Origin of the sequence: Faecalibacterium prausnitzii (assembly GCF_003287405.1) — a bacterium.
In the GTDB taxonomy this organism is placed as follows: Bacteria; Bacillota; Clostridia; order Oscillospirales; family Ruminococcaceae; genus Faecalibacterium; species Faecalibacterium intestinale.
In genome coordinates this window covers 286,379-302,458 of sequence record NZ_PRLD01000001.1, presented here as the reverse complement: position 1 = coordinate 302,458, position 16,080 = coordinate 286,379, and the positions used below count along the sequence as shown (strand labels likewise).

14 protein-coding genes and 1 tRNA gene are annotated in these 16,080 nt (G+C 58.8%); 10 read left to right on the top strand and 5 right to left on the bottom strand.

What is annotated here, in order from left to right; translation table 11 throughout:
* Window positions 1-84: 84 nt before the first annotated feature.
* A complete protein-coding gene (gene htpG, locus C4N24_RS01570) occupies window positions 85-2,013 on the bottom strand; it encodes a molecular chaperone HtpG (protein WP_112090041.1) in 1,929 nt (642 codons plus the stop codon).
* A gap of 280 nt (window positions 2,014-2,293) precedes the next feature.
* Here htpG and C4N24_RS01565 point away from each other — a divergent pair, with 280 nt between their 5' ends.
* The 4 genes from C4N24_RS01565 (at window position 2,294) to C4N24_RS01550 (ending at window position 4,694) form a co-directional block, all read left to right on the top strand.
* The gene (locus C4N24_RS01565) at window positions 2,294-2,785 is read left to right on the top strand and encodes a C-GCAxxG-C-C family protein (RefSeq protein WP_097780156.1); all 492 of its coding nucleotides are present in this window, start codon (window positions 2,294-2,296) and stop codon (window positions 2,783-2,785) included.
* Window positions 2,786-3,562, top strand: coding sequence for an alpha/beta hydrolase (locus tag C4N24_RS01560; RefSeq protein ID WP_112090040.1), 777 nt, complete (start codon window positions 2,786-2,788; stop codon window positions 3,560-3,562).
* 138 nt (window positions 3,563-3,700) lie between these two features.
* On the top strand, window positions 3,701-4,141 hold the full coding sequence (locus C4N24_RS01555) for a hypothetical protein (protein ID WP_112090039.1): 441 nt from the start codon (window positions 3,701-3,703) through the stop codon (window positions 4,139-4,141).
* Window positions 4,142-4,169: 28 nt separating this feature from the next.
* Window positions 4,170-4,694 carry an HD domain-containing protein gene (locus C4N24_RS01550; RefSeq protein WP_112090038.1) on the top strand — a complete coding sequence of 175 codons (525 nt, stop codon included), beginning with the start codon at window positions 4,170-4,172 and terminating at the stop codon, window positions 4,692-4,694.
* A gap of 153 nt (window positions 4,695-4,847) precedes the next feature.
* Here the strand turns inward: C4N24_RS01550 and C4N24_RS01545 are convergent, their stop codons facing one another.
* Window positions 4,848-5,366 (bottom strand): GNAT family N-acetyltransferase, encoded by a 519-nt coding sequence (locus C4N24_RS01545; RefSeq protein WP_112090037.1) that lies wholly within the window; start codon window positions 5,364-5,366, stop codon window positions 4,848-4,850.
* Window positions 5,367-5,603: 237 nt separating this feature from the next.
* Between C4N24_RS01545 and C4N24_RS01540 the strand changes: the two genes are divergently transcribed.
* The 3 genes from C4N24_RS01540 (at window position 5,604) to C4N24_RS01530 (ending at window position 9,768) form a co-directional block, all read left to right on the top strand.
* On the top strand, window positions 5,604-7,067 hold the full coding sequence (locus tag C4N24_RS01540) for a transglutaminase-like domain-containing protein (RefSeq protein WP_112090036.1): 1,464 nt from the start codon (window positions 5,604-5,606) through the stop codon (window positions 7,065-7,067).
* A gap of 59 nt (window positions 7,068-7,126) precedes the next feature.
* Window positions 7,127-8,464, top strand: coding sequence for a DNA recombination protein RmuC (gene rmuC / locus C4N24_RS01535; RefSeq protein WP_112090035.1), 1,338 nt, complete (start codon window positions 7,127-7,129; stop codon window positions 8,462-8,464).
* Window positions 8,465-8,586: 122 nt separating this feature from the next.
* The gene (locus tag C4N24_RS01530; RefSeq protein ID WP_112090034.1) at window positions 8,587-9,768 is read left to right on the top strand and encodes an FprA family A-type flavoprotein; all 1,182 of its coding nucleotides are present in this window, start codon (window positions 8,587-8,589) and stop codon (window positions 9,766-9,768) included.
* Between the two features lie 198 nt (window positions 9,769-9,966).
* On the opposite strand, the gene C4N24_RS01525 is transcribed toward C4N24_RS01530, so the two are convergent.
* Window positions 9,967-10,042 (bottom strand) — tRNA-Gly (locus tag C4N24_RS01525).
* Window positions 10,043-10,107: 65 nt separating this feature from the next.
* Complete coding sequence (locus C4N24_RS01520; RefSeq protein WP_242983152.1) at window positions 10,108-11,679, bottom strand: ABC transporter substrate-binding protein; 1,572 nt, start codon at window positions 11,677-11,679, stop codon at window positions 10,108-10,110.
* A gap of 250 nt (window positions 11,680-11,929) precedes the next feature.
* On the opposite strand from C4N24_RS01520, the gene murD reads away from it, so the two are divergent.
* Genes murD through C4N24_RS01505 form a run of 3 tightly spaced genes read left to right on the top strand, consistent with a single transcriptional unit; the run spans window position 11,930 to window position 15,417 of the window.
* Entirely contained in the window at window positions 11,930-13,330 is a 1,401-nt protein-coding gene (gene murD / locus C4N24_RS01515) for a UDP-N-acetylmuramoyl-L-alanine--D-glutamate ligase (RefSeq protein WP_112090032.1), read from the top strand.
* Entirely contained in the window at window positions 13,327-14,088 is a 762-nt protein-coding gene (locus C4N24_RS01510; protein WP_112090031.1) for a GNAT family N-acetyltransferase, read from the top strand. Before murD ends, C4N24_RS01510 begins: the two co-directional genes overlap by 4 nt.
* Before the next feature lie 60 nt (window positions 14,089-14,148).
* Window positions 14,149-15,417, top strand: a complete 1,269-nt coding sequence (locus C4N24_RS01505) for an aminotransferase class I/II-fold pyridoxal phosphate-dependent enzyme (protein WP_112090030.1) — start codon at window positions 14,149-14,151, stop codon at window positions 15,415-15,417.
* 108 nt (window positions 15,418-15,525) lie between these two features.
* Here C4N24_RS01505 and C4N24_RS01500 read toward each other — a convergent pair whose 3' ends face one another.
* The gene (locus tag C4N24_RS01500; protein ID WP_112090029.1) at window positions 15,526-15,966 is read right to left on the bottom strand and encodes a methylglyoxal synthase; all 441 of its coding nucleotides are present in this window, start codon (window positions 15,964-15,966) and stop codon (window positions 15,526-15,528) included.
* Window positions 15,967-16,080: the final 114 nt, after the last annotated feature.

Sequence of the window (16,080 nt, the reverse complement as noted above, 5' to 3'; positions counted from 1 at the left end):
AGATAAAAATAAAAGACCGCGTTCCACTCTATTATAGCGGAGCGCGGCCTTTTTGTTAAGGGGGTATTTCTGTGCGCGAAAAGTTTACTTCATCAGGCTACAAACGGCTTCGGCATAAGCGGCGGGGTCGTCCACGGGCAGACCCTCGATCAGCTGTGCCTGTGCGTACAGCAGGGCGCTGTACTTGTTCAGCTTCTCGGTGTCGCCAGCCTCCTGTGCGGCCTTCAGGGCGGCAAACACGGGGTGGTTCACGTTCAGCTCCAGCACCTTGTCGCTCTTCACGCCCTCGCTGCCGGGCTGCTTGGACAGCACCTTCTCCATCTCAATGGACAGCGGGCCGTCAGCGCTCAGGCAGACGGGGTGATCCTTCAGGCGAGTGGAGACCTTGACCTCCTTCACCTTGCCGTTCAAAGCGTCCTTCATGGCATCGAACAGAGCCTTGTTCTCAGCAGTGGCATCCTCGGCGGCTTTCTTCTCCTCCTCGGATTCCAGACCCAGATCACCGCTGTTCACGTTCTTGAACTCCACGGTGCCGTCCTTGCCCTCGGCATCCTTGCGGGGGTAGCTGTGCAGGATCTGCAGGCAGAACTCGTCCACGTCCTCGGTCAGCAGCAGCACGTCAAAGCCCTTATCCAGCACCAGCTCTGCGGAGGGCAGCTTTGCCAGACGGTCGGTGGAGTCGCCTGCGGCAAAGTAGATGTACTTCTGCTCGGCGGGCATCTTGTCGATGTACTCCTGCAGGGTGACCATCTTCTGCTCCTTGGCAGACCAGAACAGCAGCAGGTCGCGCAGCAGCTCGGCGTGCATACCGTAATCAGAATAAGCACCAAACTTGATCTGACGGCCGAACTCCTTCCAGAACTCCTCGTACTTTGCACGGTCGTTGTTCAGCATGGCGTGCAGCTCGTTCTTGATCTTTTTTTCCAGTGCATTGTGGATCAGCTTCAGCTGGCTGTCCTTCTGCAGCATCTCACGGCTGATGTTCAGGCTCAGGTCCTGACTGTCCACGATGCCCTTTACAAAGCTGAAGTAATCCGGCAGCAGGTCGGCGCACTTTTCCATAATCAGCACACCGGAAGCGTACAGCGCCAGACCCTTTTCGTAGTCCTTGGTGTAGAAGTCGTAGGGACGGTGGCTGGGCACGAACAGCAGGGCGTTGTAGTTGGCAGTACCCTCGGTGCGGCTCACGATGACCCGGGCGGGATCGGCGTAATCGCCGAACTTATCCTTATAGAAGCTGTTGTACTCCTCGTCGGTCACTTCGCTCTTCTGCTTCTTCCAGATGGGGATCATGCTGTTCAGGGTCTCCAACTCGGTGTAGGTCTCCCACTCGGGCTTGTAGTCCTCGGGCTTGGGGTCCGGTTCCGGCTTCTGACGGCTCTTTTCACGTTCCATCTGGATGGGGTAGCGCACATAGTCGCTGTACTTCTTCACGATAGCCACGATGCCGTATTCGTCCAGGAAGTTGTCGTATTTCTCAGTGTCGGTATCCGGCTTGATGTGCAGAATGATCTGGGTGCCCACGGTATCCTTCTGGGCGGGGGTCATCTCGTAGCCGTCCACACCGGAGGACTCCCACTGCCAAGCCTCGTCCGAGCCGTAAGCCTTGGAGATGACGGTCAGCTTATCGGCCACCATAAAGGCGGAGTAGAAGCCCACGCCGAACTGACCAATGATATCAATGTTCTCGTCCTTGTTGTCCTTTTTGAAATCCAGAGAGCCGGAGTGAGCAATGGTGCCCAGATTCTGCTCCAGCTCTTCCTTGGTCATACCAATGCCGTTATCCTCCACGGTCAGGATGCGGTTTTCCTTATCGCGGGTGATGAGGATGCGAAAATCGCCCTTGTTCATGCCCACGGAGGTGTCGGTCAGGCTCTTATAGTACAGCTTATCAATGGCGTCCGAAGCGTTGGAGATCAGCTCCCGCAGGAAGATCTCTTTATTGGTATAGATGGAGTTGATCATCATGTCCATCAGTTTTTTGCTCTCTGCCTGAAATTCTTTCTTGGCCATAATACAAAACCTCTTTTATCACATATTTGGTGCGCCGTGTCCGGCAAAACGCCGGATTGCTTAGCACTCATAACTTCTGAGTGCTAATATACAACGACTTGCAGGGAAAATCAAGGCTTTTCATAAAAAGTTAAAAAAGTAAAAGATTTGCTCCCCGGTGCACGAAACGGCGCGCCCGGATCGTTTCTTATATGAAGGACGAAATTTTTTCGGAAAAGCTTTCCCACTTTTGCGCAGACTGTGCTATAATGGAGCGAGTATGCCGGAAGGATGTGAGAAAATGTCAAAACAGGGCGATGCCGCCTACGCATGGTTCTTAAAGGGCTATAATTGCAGTCAGAGCGTGGTGGCGGCGTTTGCACCCCAGCTTGGCCTGACCGAAGAAACAGCGCTGCGCCTTTCCGCAGGCTTTGGCGCGGGTATTGGCCGGATGCGGGAGGTGTGCGGGGCGTTCTGCGGCGTGGTGACCGTGCTGAGCATGGTCTATGCCGACCCAGCCGACCCCAAGGATAAATCCCGGATGTACGCACTGGTGCAACAGGCGGCAGAGCAGTACCGCACCCGCAACGGCGGCGGCAGCATCATCTGCCGGGAATTGCTGGCAAAGGCGGGTGCTGCCCCTGCCGGGGGCACGGCGGCAGAGGACCGCACCGCAGATTACTATAAAAAGCGCCCCTGCCCGGAGCTGTGCCGCCTGTGCGCAGACCTGTGCACAGAATTTATTGCGGCGCACCCGGAGGGACGGCACGGATTTTATAAGGAGGATGCGTAAATGCAGCTTGAACAACTGGAACTGACCGGCGGCGGTACGCTGACGCTCTACCTGCGGGAGAGCGTGGAGGCCATGCCGCATTTCCGGCAGCGCCCGCTGGTATTGGTGGTGCCCGGCGGCGGCTATACCCACGTCAGCCCCCGGGAGGGCGACCCCGTAGCGCTGCAATTTGCGGCAGCTGGCTACCACACGGCGGTACTGCACTACGCAGTAGGGGAGAGCGCCCGGGATGCGCTGCCCATGCGGCAGCTGGCACAGGCCATCGGCCTTGTGCGGCAGCACGCAGAACAGTGGAATATTTTGCCGGATAAGATCGCTTTGTGCGGCTTTTCTGCCGGCGGGCATCTGGCACTGTCCGGTGCAGTGTGGGAGATCCCCGGCATGGCAGACCAGCCGCGGCCCAACGCCCTGCTGCTGGCATACCCGGTGGTCACCGCCGGGGAATACGCCCACAGGGACAGCTTTGTGCAGCTGACCGGTACGCAGGATATTGCCGCCCACCAGCGCTTTACGCTGGAGGATAAGATCACCCCCGCCACACCACCGGCGTTCGTCTGGCATACCATGGAGGACGAAACTGTCCCGGTGGAAAACACCCTACTGTTACTGAACGCCCTGCACAAGGCAGGCGTGCCATGCGAAGTGCACCTGTTCGAAAAGGGCTGCCACGGCACCAGCATCTCCACCCCGGAGGTGGACGCCGACAGCACCCACCGCCACCGCTGGGTCAAGCTTGCGGTGGAATGGCTGAACGATACCTTTTCCTTCCACGCCTGAGATAACCGACTGAAACAGGGAAAGCGTTTGTAAATTTTGGCCGTACCTACAAAAAATTCACAAATAAACCGTTGACTTGCACAGGCGTATGCCGTATACTGTCCAACGGGGATAAAACCACGAAAGAAGGAAACAAAAATGGTTATGGATCCCACACTGCCGCGCATCAAGGTGCGCGATCTGCTCATGCAGGCATTTCTCACCGGCTGGGAGCGCTCGGATAAGAGCACCTCGCAGGACGAGTACCTGCAAAGCTCCATTCAGGTCATTGAGATGCTGCAGGTGGAGCCGGAAAACCTCTACGCAGAGGAAGGTCTTGGCCTGCCGGACGGCGAAGAGGTGGATCATCTGGACGATCTGCTGCGGGCAGATGGCTTCTGGCTGTACTACGGGGTGGAAGCGGAAAACTTCTTCCTGATCCAGTGGTACCCGGACGAAGCCGCTGCCAATGCAAAGCTTGCTCAGCTGGAAGAACTGGGCGATGGCAAGCAGTATCTGGTGGATCTGACCCTCAAGCGGGCAAACCCCTCCAAGGCCGAAAACTTCGGCAATTCCAACCCGGTGCAGCTCCGCTCCTGACATTTTGAGTTGAAAGGAAATTTTGCTCATGCAGCTTTCTGTTACGGAACGCGAACAGCTTTATGCCATTCTGGAAAAATACGATCAGAACCCCAAGGTGCAGCAGATGCGGGAGTTCATCCAGCACGGGGACGTTACCACCTATCAGCACTGCAAGAACGTGGTGCTGGTCAGCTGCTGGCTGAACCACCGCCTGCATCTGGGTGCAGACGAGACCTCACTGGCTGTCGGAGCTTTCCTGCACGATTTTTACCTGTATGACTGGCACAAAAAAGGCACCTTCCACGGCATCCGCCGCCTGTTCGAGATGCACGGCTTCTCCCACCCGGGTCGTGCCTGCGTCAATGCGGAACAGGTGTTCCATATCACCAAAAAGGAACAGAGCATCATTTCCAGCCATATGTGGCCGCTGACCTTCCGTCATGTGCCCAGCTGCCGCGAGGCCATTATCGTCTGCCTTGCCGATAAGTACTGTGCTGTGGTGGAAAGTATGTTCAAGCACAGCCGTGTGGCTGCCGCCAAAAACGCCGACGGCGAATACGACGAGTGGTAAAATTGAATTATTGCAAATAACAGGAGCCGCTGCACCCAAAAAGTGCAGCGGCTCCTTCTGCTTTATACTATATACGCCGTGAAAAGGCAGACAGGGAAAATCCGCAGATTTTCCCCCTCTGCAAATAAAAATAATTCTGCGCCAAGCGGCTGGTCACAGCTTTTTGAACCCCTCCGGTTCGTCTGCGGCGGCGCGGCGCTCCATCAGATAGGTGTCCAGCCAGCGGCCGTGGCAGTCCCGCGCAATGCGTTCCCGGCGTCCCACCAGCCGGAAGCCGCACTTGGCGTGCAGCGCACGGCTGGCGGCGTTGTCCTGCAAAACGGTGGATTGCAGCGTCCAGTACCCGGCTTTTTCGGCAGCGGCGCACAGGGCGCTCAACAGCTGGATGCCCAGCCCGTGCCCGCGGAACTGCTCGCCTACATAAATGCTTACCTCAGCCACGCCCCGGTAGCACCAGCGGGGATCTACCCGGTGCAGGGCGCACCACCCCGCCAGCACTCCGCCGGAAAGAATGACCAGACGGCACTCCTTTGTGTGGGAAGCGTCCCACGCGGTGTAGGGTGGGCATTCGGTCTGGAAGGTTGCGTATTCCGTGGCAATGCCCTCAACATAGATTCTGGAGACCGTGCTCCAGTCCTCCGGCGTCATAGGCCGAATGATGATCTTATCCATACTTTCATCCTCGGCGGGCCAAAAATTGCCCGCATTCTCTTTCCACTCCCGGATAAATTCCAGTATAGCAGAATTTGCCGGATGGTACAAGAAGCGGACTGCACAGAAATTGCTTTGACATCCCCCTCATTTGTGATACAATAAAGGGACAAGAATGCACAGAGCGGCGCATCTGTACTGGCAGATGCAGCCGTATGCAGGGCGCGGCATTCTGCTGTGGGAAAAGGAGTAGAGAATATGAAGGACTGGAATACCTGTTTTGCATACCTGAACATGGAGCTGCCGGACGATATCCGCCGCCTGAAGGAGGCGGGCTACTACGATGCCGCCATTGCGCGCATCGATGCCTGCTTGGCCGAGGACTGGACTGCCAGCCAGAACCAGCCCCTGCACCCGCAGGGTGCGCTGCCGGTAAACCCCACCCCACACGGCGTGGATGCATGGCGGCAGGGTCTGCTGGCGCACCGGGAAATTCTGCGCCGTCTGCCGCAGGACTACACTCTCACCGCCGAGCAGCTGCTGAACCAGCTGCAAGCCACCCTGCGGGACTTTACCGCCGAGGAGTTCGCCGCGCTGGATGCTGCCGGTCAGATGGACTGGCGCTTTGTGGAAGGCCAGAAGCGCTACATCTACCGCGCTGCCGAAACGCTGGTGGCCACCCATCCCGACCTTGCTGCCCGTCAGCTGGACCCGCCCGTCCCGGAGCGCAGCTGGGATCGTTTTGAGCCCCAGCACGACCAGATGGTGCGCACCGGTGCAGTCAGTGCAGACATCACCCTGCGCACCAGCATCGGCATGACCGATGAGACCTTTGCCCGTGCCCTTGCCGCCGCAAAGGCCGAAGGCAGAGACACCGTGCACGTCAAGGTGTGGCTGCCGCTGCCCGCTGCCTGCCCGGCGCAGAGTAATATCACGCTGGACAGCTTTACCGTGCAGCCCACTTATATCGCCCCGGAAACTGCACCCCAGCGCACCGCATACTGGGAGGCAGACCTTGCCGAGAACTGCCGCTTTGGGGCACAGTACAGCTACCGCAGCACCGCGCACTACGCCGCCCCGCTGGAAATGCACGCCGACCCGGTGCAGCCGGATTTCGACACCGCCGAGCAGCTGCCCCACATCGCCTTTACCCCCTATATGAAGGCACTGGCTGCGCAGCTGACCGAGGGCATCACCGACCCGGTGCAGAAGGCAAAGCGCATTTATGATTTTGTCACCCTGAACGTGCACTACCACTTCCAGCCCATGTATTTTGTGCACGAGAACATCACCGATAACTGCGCCCGCAGCCGCCGGGGCGATTGCGGCGTGATGGCTGCTACCTTTATCACCCTTTGCCGCATTGCAGGCATCCCGGCCAAGTGGCAGAGCGGCATGGTGGCACGGCCGGAGACAGCCGGCTGCCACGACTGGGCAATGTTCTACATCGCGCCCAAGGGTTGGATGTACGCCGATTGCTCTGCCGGTGCGTCTATGGCGCGTGCGGGCAACGAGAAGATGCGTCTGCACTACTTCGGCAATCTGGATACCGACCGCATGGTGGCCAACAGCGACATCTGCGCTCCCTTCGACCCGCCCATGTGTTCCTTCCGCGCCGACCCCTGCGATAATCAGGTAGGCGAGATAGAGGTAGACGGCGTGGGTCTGTACGGCCAGCAGGTGGAGACTACACATGAAATCGTAAAGCATCAGGAAGTATAAACAGATCCGGGTCTGCCATTACCGCAAGACCCGGATTTTTGAGTTAAAGGAGAATGTCTATGGGATTTTTGGCAGGACTGTATACGCTTTTGCTGGTGGCCATCTGCCTGTTGCAGGCACTTTTGCTGTACCGCACCGGCAAGCCCGCCGTCCGGCAGGATGATGAAGCCCTGAAGGAGTGGCTGCGCCAGCAGCTGGAAGCACAGGCGCGGGTGCTGGAAGAAAAGCAGGCGCAGCAGGCACAGCAGAATCTGGCCGCAATGGCACACATCAGCGATACCCTGCAAACCGCAGTGCAGGGCATGAGCAGCACCCTGACGGCAGGACAGAACACCCAGCAGCAGACCATGGAGCAGCGTTTGCAGGGGCTGGAAGCCTCCAACGCCCGCAAGCTGGAGGAAATGCGCAAAGCGCTGGCAGACGGTCTTGCCGCCATGCAGGCACAGAACGCCCAGAAGCTGGACGAGATCCGCCACACCGTGGACGAGCAATTGCAGGACGCACTGCAAAAGCGGGTGACTGAAAGCTTTAAGGCGGTCAACGACCAGCTGGAGCAGGTGTATAAGGGCTTGGGCGAGATGCAGAGCCTTGCCGCGGATGTGGGCGGACTGAAGCAGGTACTTTCCGGCGTCAAGACCCGTGGCATTCTGGGCGAGATCCAGCTGGGCGCGATTCTGGAAGAGATCCTTGCGCCGGAGCAGTACGACACCAACGTAGCCACCATCCCCGGCAGCACCCAGCGGGTGGAGTACGCCATCCGTATGCCCGGTGTGGACGGCAACAGCGTCTGGCTGCCCATCGACTCCAAATTTCCCGGCGATACCTACGCCCACTTGCAGGACGCACAGGCTTCCGGCGATGCGCAGGCGGTGGAAAACGCCCGCCACGCGCTGGAACTGGTGCTGCGCAGCGAAGCAAAGGATATCCGGGAAAAATATGTGGAGCCGCCCTATACCACGGCCTTCGGTATCCTGTTTCTGCCCTTTGAGGGTCTGTATGCCGAGGTGGTGAACGCCGGGCTGCTGGAAGTTTTGCAGCGGGATTATCAGGTGAACGTGGCCGGCCCCAGCACCATGGCGGCGTTGCTCAACAGCCTGCAAATGGGCTTCAAGACCCTTGCCATCCAGAAGCGCTCCGGCGAGGTGTGGCAGCTGCTGGGCGCGGTCAAGACCGAGTTCGATAAGTTCGGGCAGGGGCTTTCCAAGATGCAGCAGCGCCTGCGCCAGACCGATGAAGAGCTGGATAACCTCATCGGGGTGCGCAGCCGCGCCATCAGCCGCAAGCTGCGTGCGGTGCAGACGCTGGACGAAAACACTGCCGCCACCCTGCTGGAACTGGACACCGAGCCGGGCAGACCGGTAACGGCACGTCTGCCGGAGAGCGGGGAAGAGCTTTGATGCGCAGAAGCTCCCCGCATTATCCCTTGCGAAATTTCTGACGATGTGCTACAATAGGAATTGTTATCAGAAATATTTGCCAATTCACGGCACAAGATAAACCCAAAAGGAGTCTGAACGGTATGAGCATGAAAAAAATCAGCGAAGCCATCCTTGGTGCGGGCGTGGACGATACCACCATCGACCTGTTCGAGAGCCAGTATCCGGTGCCCACCGGGGTCAGCTATAATTCCTATGTCATTCTGGACGAAAAGACCACCATTCTGGACACGGTGGACGCCCGCGCCACCGAGCCTTGGCTGGAAAATCTTGCCGAAGCACTGGGCGGCTGCAAGCCCGCCTATCTGGTGGTCTCCCATATGGAGCCGGACCACGGCGCCAACGTGGCAAAGCTGGCAGCCCTCTACCCGGAGATGCAGGTGGTGGGCAACGCCAAGACCTTCCAGTATATGGAGCAGTTCTTTGGTGCAGATGCCATTGCCCCGGAGCGCCGCGTGGTGGTAAAGGACGGCGAGAGCCTGAGCCTTGGCACCCACACCCTTACCTTTGTGTTTGCCCCCATGGTGCACTGGCCGGAGGTTATGGTCAGCTACGAGAGCAGCGAGAAGGTGCTGTTCTCCGCCGATGGCTTTGGCCGCTTTGGCGCGGTGGCAAAGTTTGACGAAAATGCCGACTGGGCAAGCGAAGCCCGCCGCTACTACCTGAACATTGTGGGCAAGTACGGCCCGCAGGTGCAGGCACTGCTCAAAAAAGCTGCTGCACTGGATATCAAGACCATCTGCCCGCTGCACGGCCCGGTGCTTACCGGGGATCTGAGCAAGTACCTGAACTACTACGATCTCTGGTCCAGCTACAAGGCCGAGGAGCCGGAAAAGATTCTGGTGGCCAGTGCCTCCATCCACGGTCACACCCGTGCCGCCGCCCACACCATGGCCGAAAAGCTGCGCGCACAGGGCGCAAAGGTGGTGGAGATGGACTTGACCCGTACCGATGTTTCCTACGCCGTTACCGAAGCCTTCCGCTGCGGCAAGATCGTGCTGGCCTGCGCTACCTACGATGGCTTCCTCTTCCCGCCGATGGAGAACCTGCTGGCTCACCTCAAGACCAAGAGCTTCCAGAACCGCACCATCGGCCTGATGGAAAACGGCACTTGGGCACCCATGGCTGCAAAACTCATGCGTGCCGAGCTGGAGAGCATGAAGAATATCACCCTCTGCGAGAACGTGGTCACCATCCGTTCTGCCGCCAACGCTGCCGCCGAGGCACAGATGGACGCCCTTGCCGCAGAACTCGTGGCAAAGTAACACGATATAAAATCAGTTGAACGCAAACACTCCCGGGTCTTCCTACAAAAAGCCCGGGAGTGTTTTTTGTTCCTTTGTTTGTTTGATTATCTGCTAGATTATGAGCGAAAAACACGAATTTTTACGTCGTTTTTTGAAATGTCAACAAACAAAAAAGCGGTGAAACGAACAAATTCTGAACGTTTCACCGCTATATTCTGGAGCAGGATACGGGACTCGAACCCGCCGCCTACTGCTTGGGAAGCAGTCGCTCTACCGGATGAGCTAACCCTGCAAGTGCTCCACTATTGTAACAAAGCAGGGCAGGAATGTCAAGGCTTTTCCGCACGAAATTTGCGGTCAGCTCATTTTGGCCCATGTCAGATCCAGCACCGGGAAAAACGGGTCGAATACCAAGTCGCGCACGCCGTTCGCCAGCAACAGACGCTTCTGCTGTGCCATCAGGGGCACTACGGTGCAGCTTTCCAGCAGCTGCTGCTCACACTGCGCCAGCAGGGCACAGCGGGCTTTGCCGGTCTGCTGGGCGCTCAGTGCCAGCCGGTCGGCATAAACGGTATCAGCATAGCCGGTCAGACTGCCGCCTGCGGTGGTGAACTGCTGCAGCATCTGGTACACGCTGCCGCCCTCGGCACGGATGGGCGCAAGGGCAATGGTGTATTTCCCGGCGGCAATGCGGGCGTCAAACTCGTCCTGCTCTACCTCTTCCACCGAGAAGAACAGGGAGCACTCCTTCTGCCATGCGCTGTTGATCTGGTCGGCCAGCTCGCTCAGTCCGGCGTTCTTGGGCAGCAGCAGGGTCACGCCGGAAAAATCCGAGGTAGCCATGCCCTGCCGGGCAGCCAGATACAGGGCCTTCGGCTCCGGGATAGCGGGCAGGGGATCGCCGGCAGTTTCGCGGTAGTCCAGCCCATCCACGGTCAGCCCATCCGGCACAAGCCCCTTTGCGGCTGTGTATAGGCCGCTGGAGGGCACATCGGCGTTTTCCCGGGCAATACCGGCCAGCGCCTGCCGCAGCTGCTGGTTCTGGAACACCGACCCCTCCGCCGCGTTGAACAGCAGCGCCCATGTGGTGTCGGAATAGCTCACCGTCTGTAAGCTGGTGGCTTCGCCGCTCTCGTCCAGCGCGGCAGAGCATTTGCCGTCGGCAATAAGCTGGGCCGCGCTCTTGCCGCTGCCGCTGGTGTCCTGCACCAGACGCAGACTGCCGACCAGCGGGCTTTCCACAGTGCGGCGCAAAAACAGGCCGTTTGCCGTCCAGTTATACAGATAAAAGCTCCCGCTGGAAAGCGTAGTCTTGTCGGTCAGCCCATAGGTGCCCCGGGTGCTCTCAAAAAAGGCCTCGTCACAGGGGGCTGCACCGGGCATGGCCAGCTTTGCTAAAAAGTTATCGTCCCGCTCGCTCAGCCGGAACACCAACGACAGTGCCCCATTGGCTGAAACGCCCAGACTGCTTTCGTCCGCCAGCCCCGCCAGCACGGCGGCGCTGTTCTGAATAGCCGAAAACTCCACCGCATAGGGCGAGGCGGTATCGGCGCGGAAAATGCGCCGGAACGCAAACACAAAATCCTCGGCGGTAATATCGTACTCTGTAGCTGCACCCTTGGCGGCTGCATAGCGCAGGCCGTCCTTCAGGGTAAAGGTGTAGGTCAGCCCGTCCGGGGACACCGTCCACTCTTCGCAGAGCCCCGGCACAAGCTCGCCGTCCGGGTCTTTGCGCACCAGCGTGCCGTACAGATTCTCACAGGCGATCACGTCCGACGCACCGGAAGCCACCTGCGGGTCCAGATTTGCGGGGATGCTGTCCACGAACCATGTAAAGCTGGCAGAGTTTGTGGAGCTGCCGCAGCCGGTCAGGGCAAAAAGAAACGCAGCAGCCAGCACCGCTGCGGTAAAACGCAACCATCGTTTCAAAAAGAACAACCTCATTCCGTTCATCTTCGCGCAGAAACGGCAAAAAACGCTCTGCAACGACAAGTGTAGCAGAAAGCAGCAGAAAAAACAATTGCCTTTTTGTGAATTTACCGGGCTTTTTGAAGCAGACTGTGCGGTTTTCCGTTGCCAATTGCGCGCAAATGGACTATAATGGTACAGCAAAGTGATCCCCGCGCTGCCCGTGCGGCGCGGTGTTATACCATGATCCTATAGAGGAGGAACTGTTTTTATGCAGAAAGATCAGCAGAAGCTTGCCCAGCTTATTCAGGGCAAAAAGGTCGCCTTTATCGGCGCAGGCGTCAGCCATAAGACCCTCATCAAGGAGTTTGTGGAACTGGGCGCTCATGTGACCCTGTGCGACCAGAAAAAGAGCGTGGAGGACTTTGGCGATTACGCTGCCACCATCCGGGAACTGGGCATCGACCTGAGCCTTGGCGAAAACTATCTGGACGGCTTCAAGGGACAGGACATCATCATGCGCACCCCGGGCTTTGTGGGCTATTTTGAAAAGCCCCTGCAGGATGCCATGGCTGCCGGCACCATGGTTACCAGTGAGGTGGAACTGTTCTTCGACTTCTGCCCCTGCGAGATCGTGGCAGTGACCGGCTCGGACGGCAAAACCACCACCACCACCCTCATCTCCAAGTTCTACGAGGCCGCAGGCCGCAAGGTGCATCTGGGCGGCAACATCGGCGCAGCCCTGCTGCCCATGCTGCCGGAGGTGTCCCCGGAGGACGTGGCTGTGGTGGAGCTTTCCAGCTTCCAGCTGATCAGTATGCACGCAAGCCCCAACATTGCCGTGGTCACCAATGTGACCCCGAACCATCTGGATCACCACAAGGATATGCAGGAATACATTGATGCCAAGCGCAATATCCTGCTGTACCAGAAGCAGCCCTGCCGCGCCGTGCTGGGGTATGAGAACGAGATCAGCCGCTCCATGCAGGCAGACTGCAAGGGCAAGCAGGTGTGGTTTACCCGCCTGCATGATACTGACAACGGTGCCTTCCTGCGCAAGGATGGGATGCTCTGCATGGCCGAGGATGGCGTCGTGACTCCCTTCCTTGCCCAGAAGGATGTCAAGCTGCGTGGCCTGCACAACATCGAAAACCTGCTGGCTGCTGCCGCTGCCGTGTGGGGCGAGGTGCCCGTAGAAGCCATTCGTCAGGTGGGCAGCACCTTCACCGGCGTGGAGCACCGCATCGAGCCGGTGCGTACTCTGGACGGCGTGCTGTACTATAACGATTCCATCGGCACCAGCCCCACCCGCACCATTGCCGGTCTGCGCAGCTTTGACCAGAAGGTTATCCTCATCGCAGGCGGCTACGATAAGCACATCCCCTACGAGCCGCTGGCACCGGAGATCATTGCCCACGTCAAAAATCTGGTGCTGATGGGCGCTACCGGCCCCCGCATCGAAAAGGCTGTGCGGGAGTGCCCCGGCTTTGACGAGACTGCGCTGCCCATTCAGCACGCAGATGATATGCAGCACGCCGTAGAGTTGGCGCGCGCCGCCGCAAAGCCCGGAGATATCATCATCCTGTCCCCGGCAAGCGCCTCCTTTGACCTGTACCCCAACTTTGAGGTGCGCGGCCGCGAGTTCAAAAAGATCGTCAACGCGCTCAAGTGATCGCACAGGTAAAGGATGCAAAGCGCCGCACCCGGTTCGCAAATGCCTGCCGGGGTCTGCCGGTGCTGGACGCTCTGCTGCCGCTGGACTGCGCGCTCTTTCGCAATAGCCAGCCGTGGCGGTTCTATGCCGGCCCTACGCTGGCACTGGAACTTTCCGGCAGCACGGCATGGCTGGCCGGGCACGCAAACCCCGCAGAGCTGGCAAGCTTTTTATCCTTCTGCGGGTGCGAGGGCGCCATTCTGGACGAAGCCGTCTGCCCGCCGCCGGACGGCTGGCACAAGGCAGAAACGTTGACGGTGTTCGGCTTGCCGCAGGGCGGGCTGCTGCCCCTGCCTGCCGTGGACGAAGCTTTGTGGGCGCAGCTGACCCTCTGCCGGGAAGCGCCCGCCGCCCGGGTGGCACAGGCGCTTTACCCCGCAGACTCCGCCCGGCAGGCGGATTTTTACTCAGAGCTATGCACAAAGCGCAGCCGGGGCAGGGCAGTGGCATGGACGCTGGAGCAGGGAAGTACAGTCGTCTGCACCGTAGGTGCTTATGCCCTGTGCAACGGGCAAGCCTACATGGCCTGTGGGCAGACCGCAGAGCCGCTGCGGGGCAAGGGCATCGGCGGGCGGCTCATTGTGGAAATGGCAAACAGCTTTGCCGCCGAGGGTCTGCGTCCGGTATTCCTCTGCGCGCCGGAGCGGGTGCGGTTTTATAGCCGTCTCGGCTTTGCAAAGCAGGCCGAGTACGCCCGCTATGTGTCCGAGAAATGATAAAGCTTTTTACGCAAAATGCAAGAACCCAAAATAACAGGAAGGAACTATCACGTTATAATGTCGATTCTGAACCACTTTTTTGATTATAAGCCCGAGGTGCTGGCGCTGGACGAAAAGGCTATGGAGCTGTGCCAGCCCTACTTCCGCCAGATGGAGGAAATCCGGGATTTCAACCAGCTGAAGATGCTCAAGGCTTTTGCCGATACCCAGATGTCCTCCACCGATATGCTGGGCACCACCGGTTACGGTCTGTGGGATACCGGCCGCGCCAAGCTGGAGCAGATCTTTGCACAGGTCATGGGCGCAGAGGACGCGCTGGTGCGCAGCCAGTTCCAGAGCGGCACCCACACGCTGGCGGTGGCACTGTTCGGTCTGCTGCGGGCAGGGGACACCCTGCTGGCCGCCACCGGCCGCCCCTACGATACGCTGGAGGGCGTCATCGGTCTGGACGGCAAGGGCAAGGGCACCGGCACCCTGATGGACTACGGCGTAAACTACGACGAAGCTCCCCTCAAGCCCGACTTCACCCCGGACTACGATCTGATCGCCCAGAAAGCCCCCGGCGCAAAGGTGTGCCACATCCAGCGCAGCCGCGGTTATTTACAGCGCAACGCCTTTGATCTGTCTACAATCCGCAAGATCGCCGATACCGCCCGCGCCGCAAACCCGGAGATCATCATCTTTGTGGACAACTGCTACGGTGAGTTCACCCAAACGCAGGAGCCCTGTCAGGTGGGCGCGGATATTGCAGTAGGCAGCCTGATCAAAAACCCCGGCGGCGGCATTGCACCCACCGGCGGCTACATCGTAGGACGCAGGGATCTGGTGGAACTGTGTGCTTACCGCCTGAATGCCCCCGGCCTTGGCAAGGAGCTGGGCTGCACGCTGGAGACCCCCCGGGATATGTATCTGGGCTTCTACTACGCCCCCGGCGTGGTGTGCGAGGCCATCAAGACCGCCATCTACGCCCAGTGTATGCTGGAGCTGCTGGGCAAAAAGCCCATCCCGCGCTACTGTGAGGATCACAACGATATCGTCACCTGCTTTGATGCCGGTACGGCAGAAGCGCTCATCGGCTTCTGTCAGGGCATTCAGGCCGCCAGCCCCGTGGACAGCTACGCCGCCCCGGAACCCAGCCCGGAGCCGGGCTATACCGACGAGGTGGTCATGGCCAGCGGCAGCTTTACGCAGGGCAGCACCATTGAGCTTTCCTGCGATGGCCCCCTGCGTGCCCCCTATACCTGCTATCTGCAGGGCGGCTTGAACTTTGCCGCCAGCCGCGCCGGTGTGCTGCTGGCTGTCCAGAAAGCATATTTTAAGGAGTAATGCTTGCCCGGCGGGCAAATAACACGCAAACAAAAAGGAGCTATCGCACAACACGCTGCGATAGCTCCTTTTTTCCCTCTATACACAAAGTAACACACAAATAAACGCTTACACGGCACGGGCCTGCACGGCGGGGAGCGGCTCGATCAAGGCCGGGTGCATTCCCTCGCGGTAGTCCAGATCTCCCTGATCCAGACCACGCAGCAGAACCTCTGCGGTAGCAATGTTGGTGGCAATAGGGACGCTGTGCATATCGCACAAACGCAGCAGATTCTGCTCGGTCAGGCTGGCGGCATCGGCCTTCAGCGGGTCGCGGAAGAACAGCACCAGATCCACCTCATCGCAGGCAACGCGGGAGGTGATCTGCTGCACACCGCCCAGTTTGCCGGAAAGGTAGCAGTGCACCGGCAGGCCGGTGGTCTGCGCAAGCATCCGGCCGGTGGTACCGGTGGCGATAACATTATTGCGGGAAAGGATGGCACTGTAAGCGGTACAGAATTGCAGAGCCAGTTCTTTGCGGGAATCGTGGGCAAGAATTGCGATCGTCATAGGATGCTCTCTCCTTTACTTATTTTTACATAGTACCAGTTGTGATGTACGAATTTTGAAATCCTGTGAAACGGAAGTGAAATCGATATCAAGTCTTACAATATAGTTTTACCG

What these genes read in the sequence shown, in the direction of transcription:
- htpG (WP_112090041.1), bottom strand. Translation starts at nt 2,013, where the DNA reads ATGGCCAAGAAAGAATTTCAGGCAGAGAGCAAAAAACTGATGGACATG.
- C4N24_RS01565 (WP_097780156.1), top strand. Translation starts at nt 2,294, where the DNA reads ATGTCAAAACAGGGCGATGCCGCCTACGCATGGTTCTTAAAGGGCTAT.
- C4N24_RS01560 (WP_112090040.1), top strand. Translation starts at nt 2,786, where the DNA reads ATGCAGCTTGAACAACTGGAACTGACCGGCGGCGGTACGCTGACGCTC.
- C4N24_RS01555 (WP_112090039.1), top strand. Translation starts at nt 3,701, where the DNA reads ATGGTTATGGATCCCACACTGCCGCGCATCAAGGTGCGCGATCTGCTC.
- C4N24_RS01550 (WP_112090038.1), top strand. Translation starts at nt 4,170, where the DNA reads ATGCAGCTTTCTGTTACGGAACGCGAACAGCTTTATGCCATTCTGGAA.
- C4N24_RS01545 (WP_112090037.1), bottom strand. Translation starts at nt 5,366, where the DNA reads ATGGATAAGATCATCATTCGGCCTATGACGCCGGAGGACTGGAGCACG.
- C4N24_RS01540 (WP_112090036.1), top strand. Translation starts at nt 5,604, where the DNA reads ATGAAGGACTGGAATACCTGTTTTGCATACCTGAACATGGAGCTGCCG.
- rmuC (WP_112090035.1), top strand. Translation starts at nt 7,127, where the DNA reads ATGGGATTTTTGGCAGGACTGTATACGCTTTTGCTGGTGGCCATCTGC.
- C4N24_RS01530 (WP_112090034.1), top strand. Translation starts at nt 8,587, where the DNA reads ATGAGCATGAAAAAAATCAGCGAAGCCATCCTTGGTGCGGGCGTGGAC.
- murD (WP_112090032.1), top strand. Translation starts at nt 11,930, where the DNA reads ATGCAGAAAGATCAGCAGAAGCTTGCCCAGCTTATTCAGGGCAAAAAG.
- C4N24_RS01505 (WP_112090030.1), top strand. Translation starts at nt 14,149, where the DNA reads ATGTCGATTCTGAACCACTTTTTTGATTATAAGCCCGAGGTGCTGGCG.
- C4N24_RS01500 (WP_112090029.1), bottom strand. Translation starts at nt 15,966, where the DNA reads ATGACGATCGCAATTCTTGCCCACGATTCCCGCAAAGAACTGGCTCTG.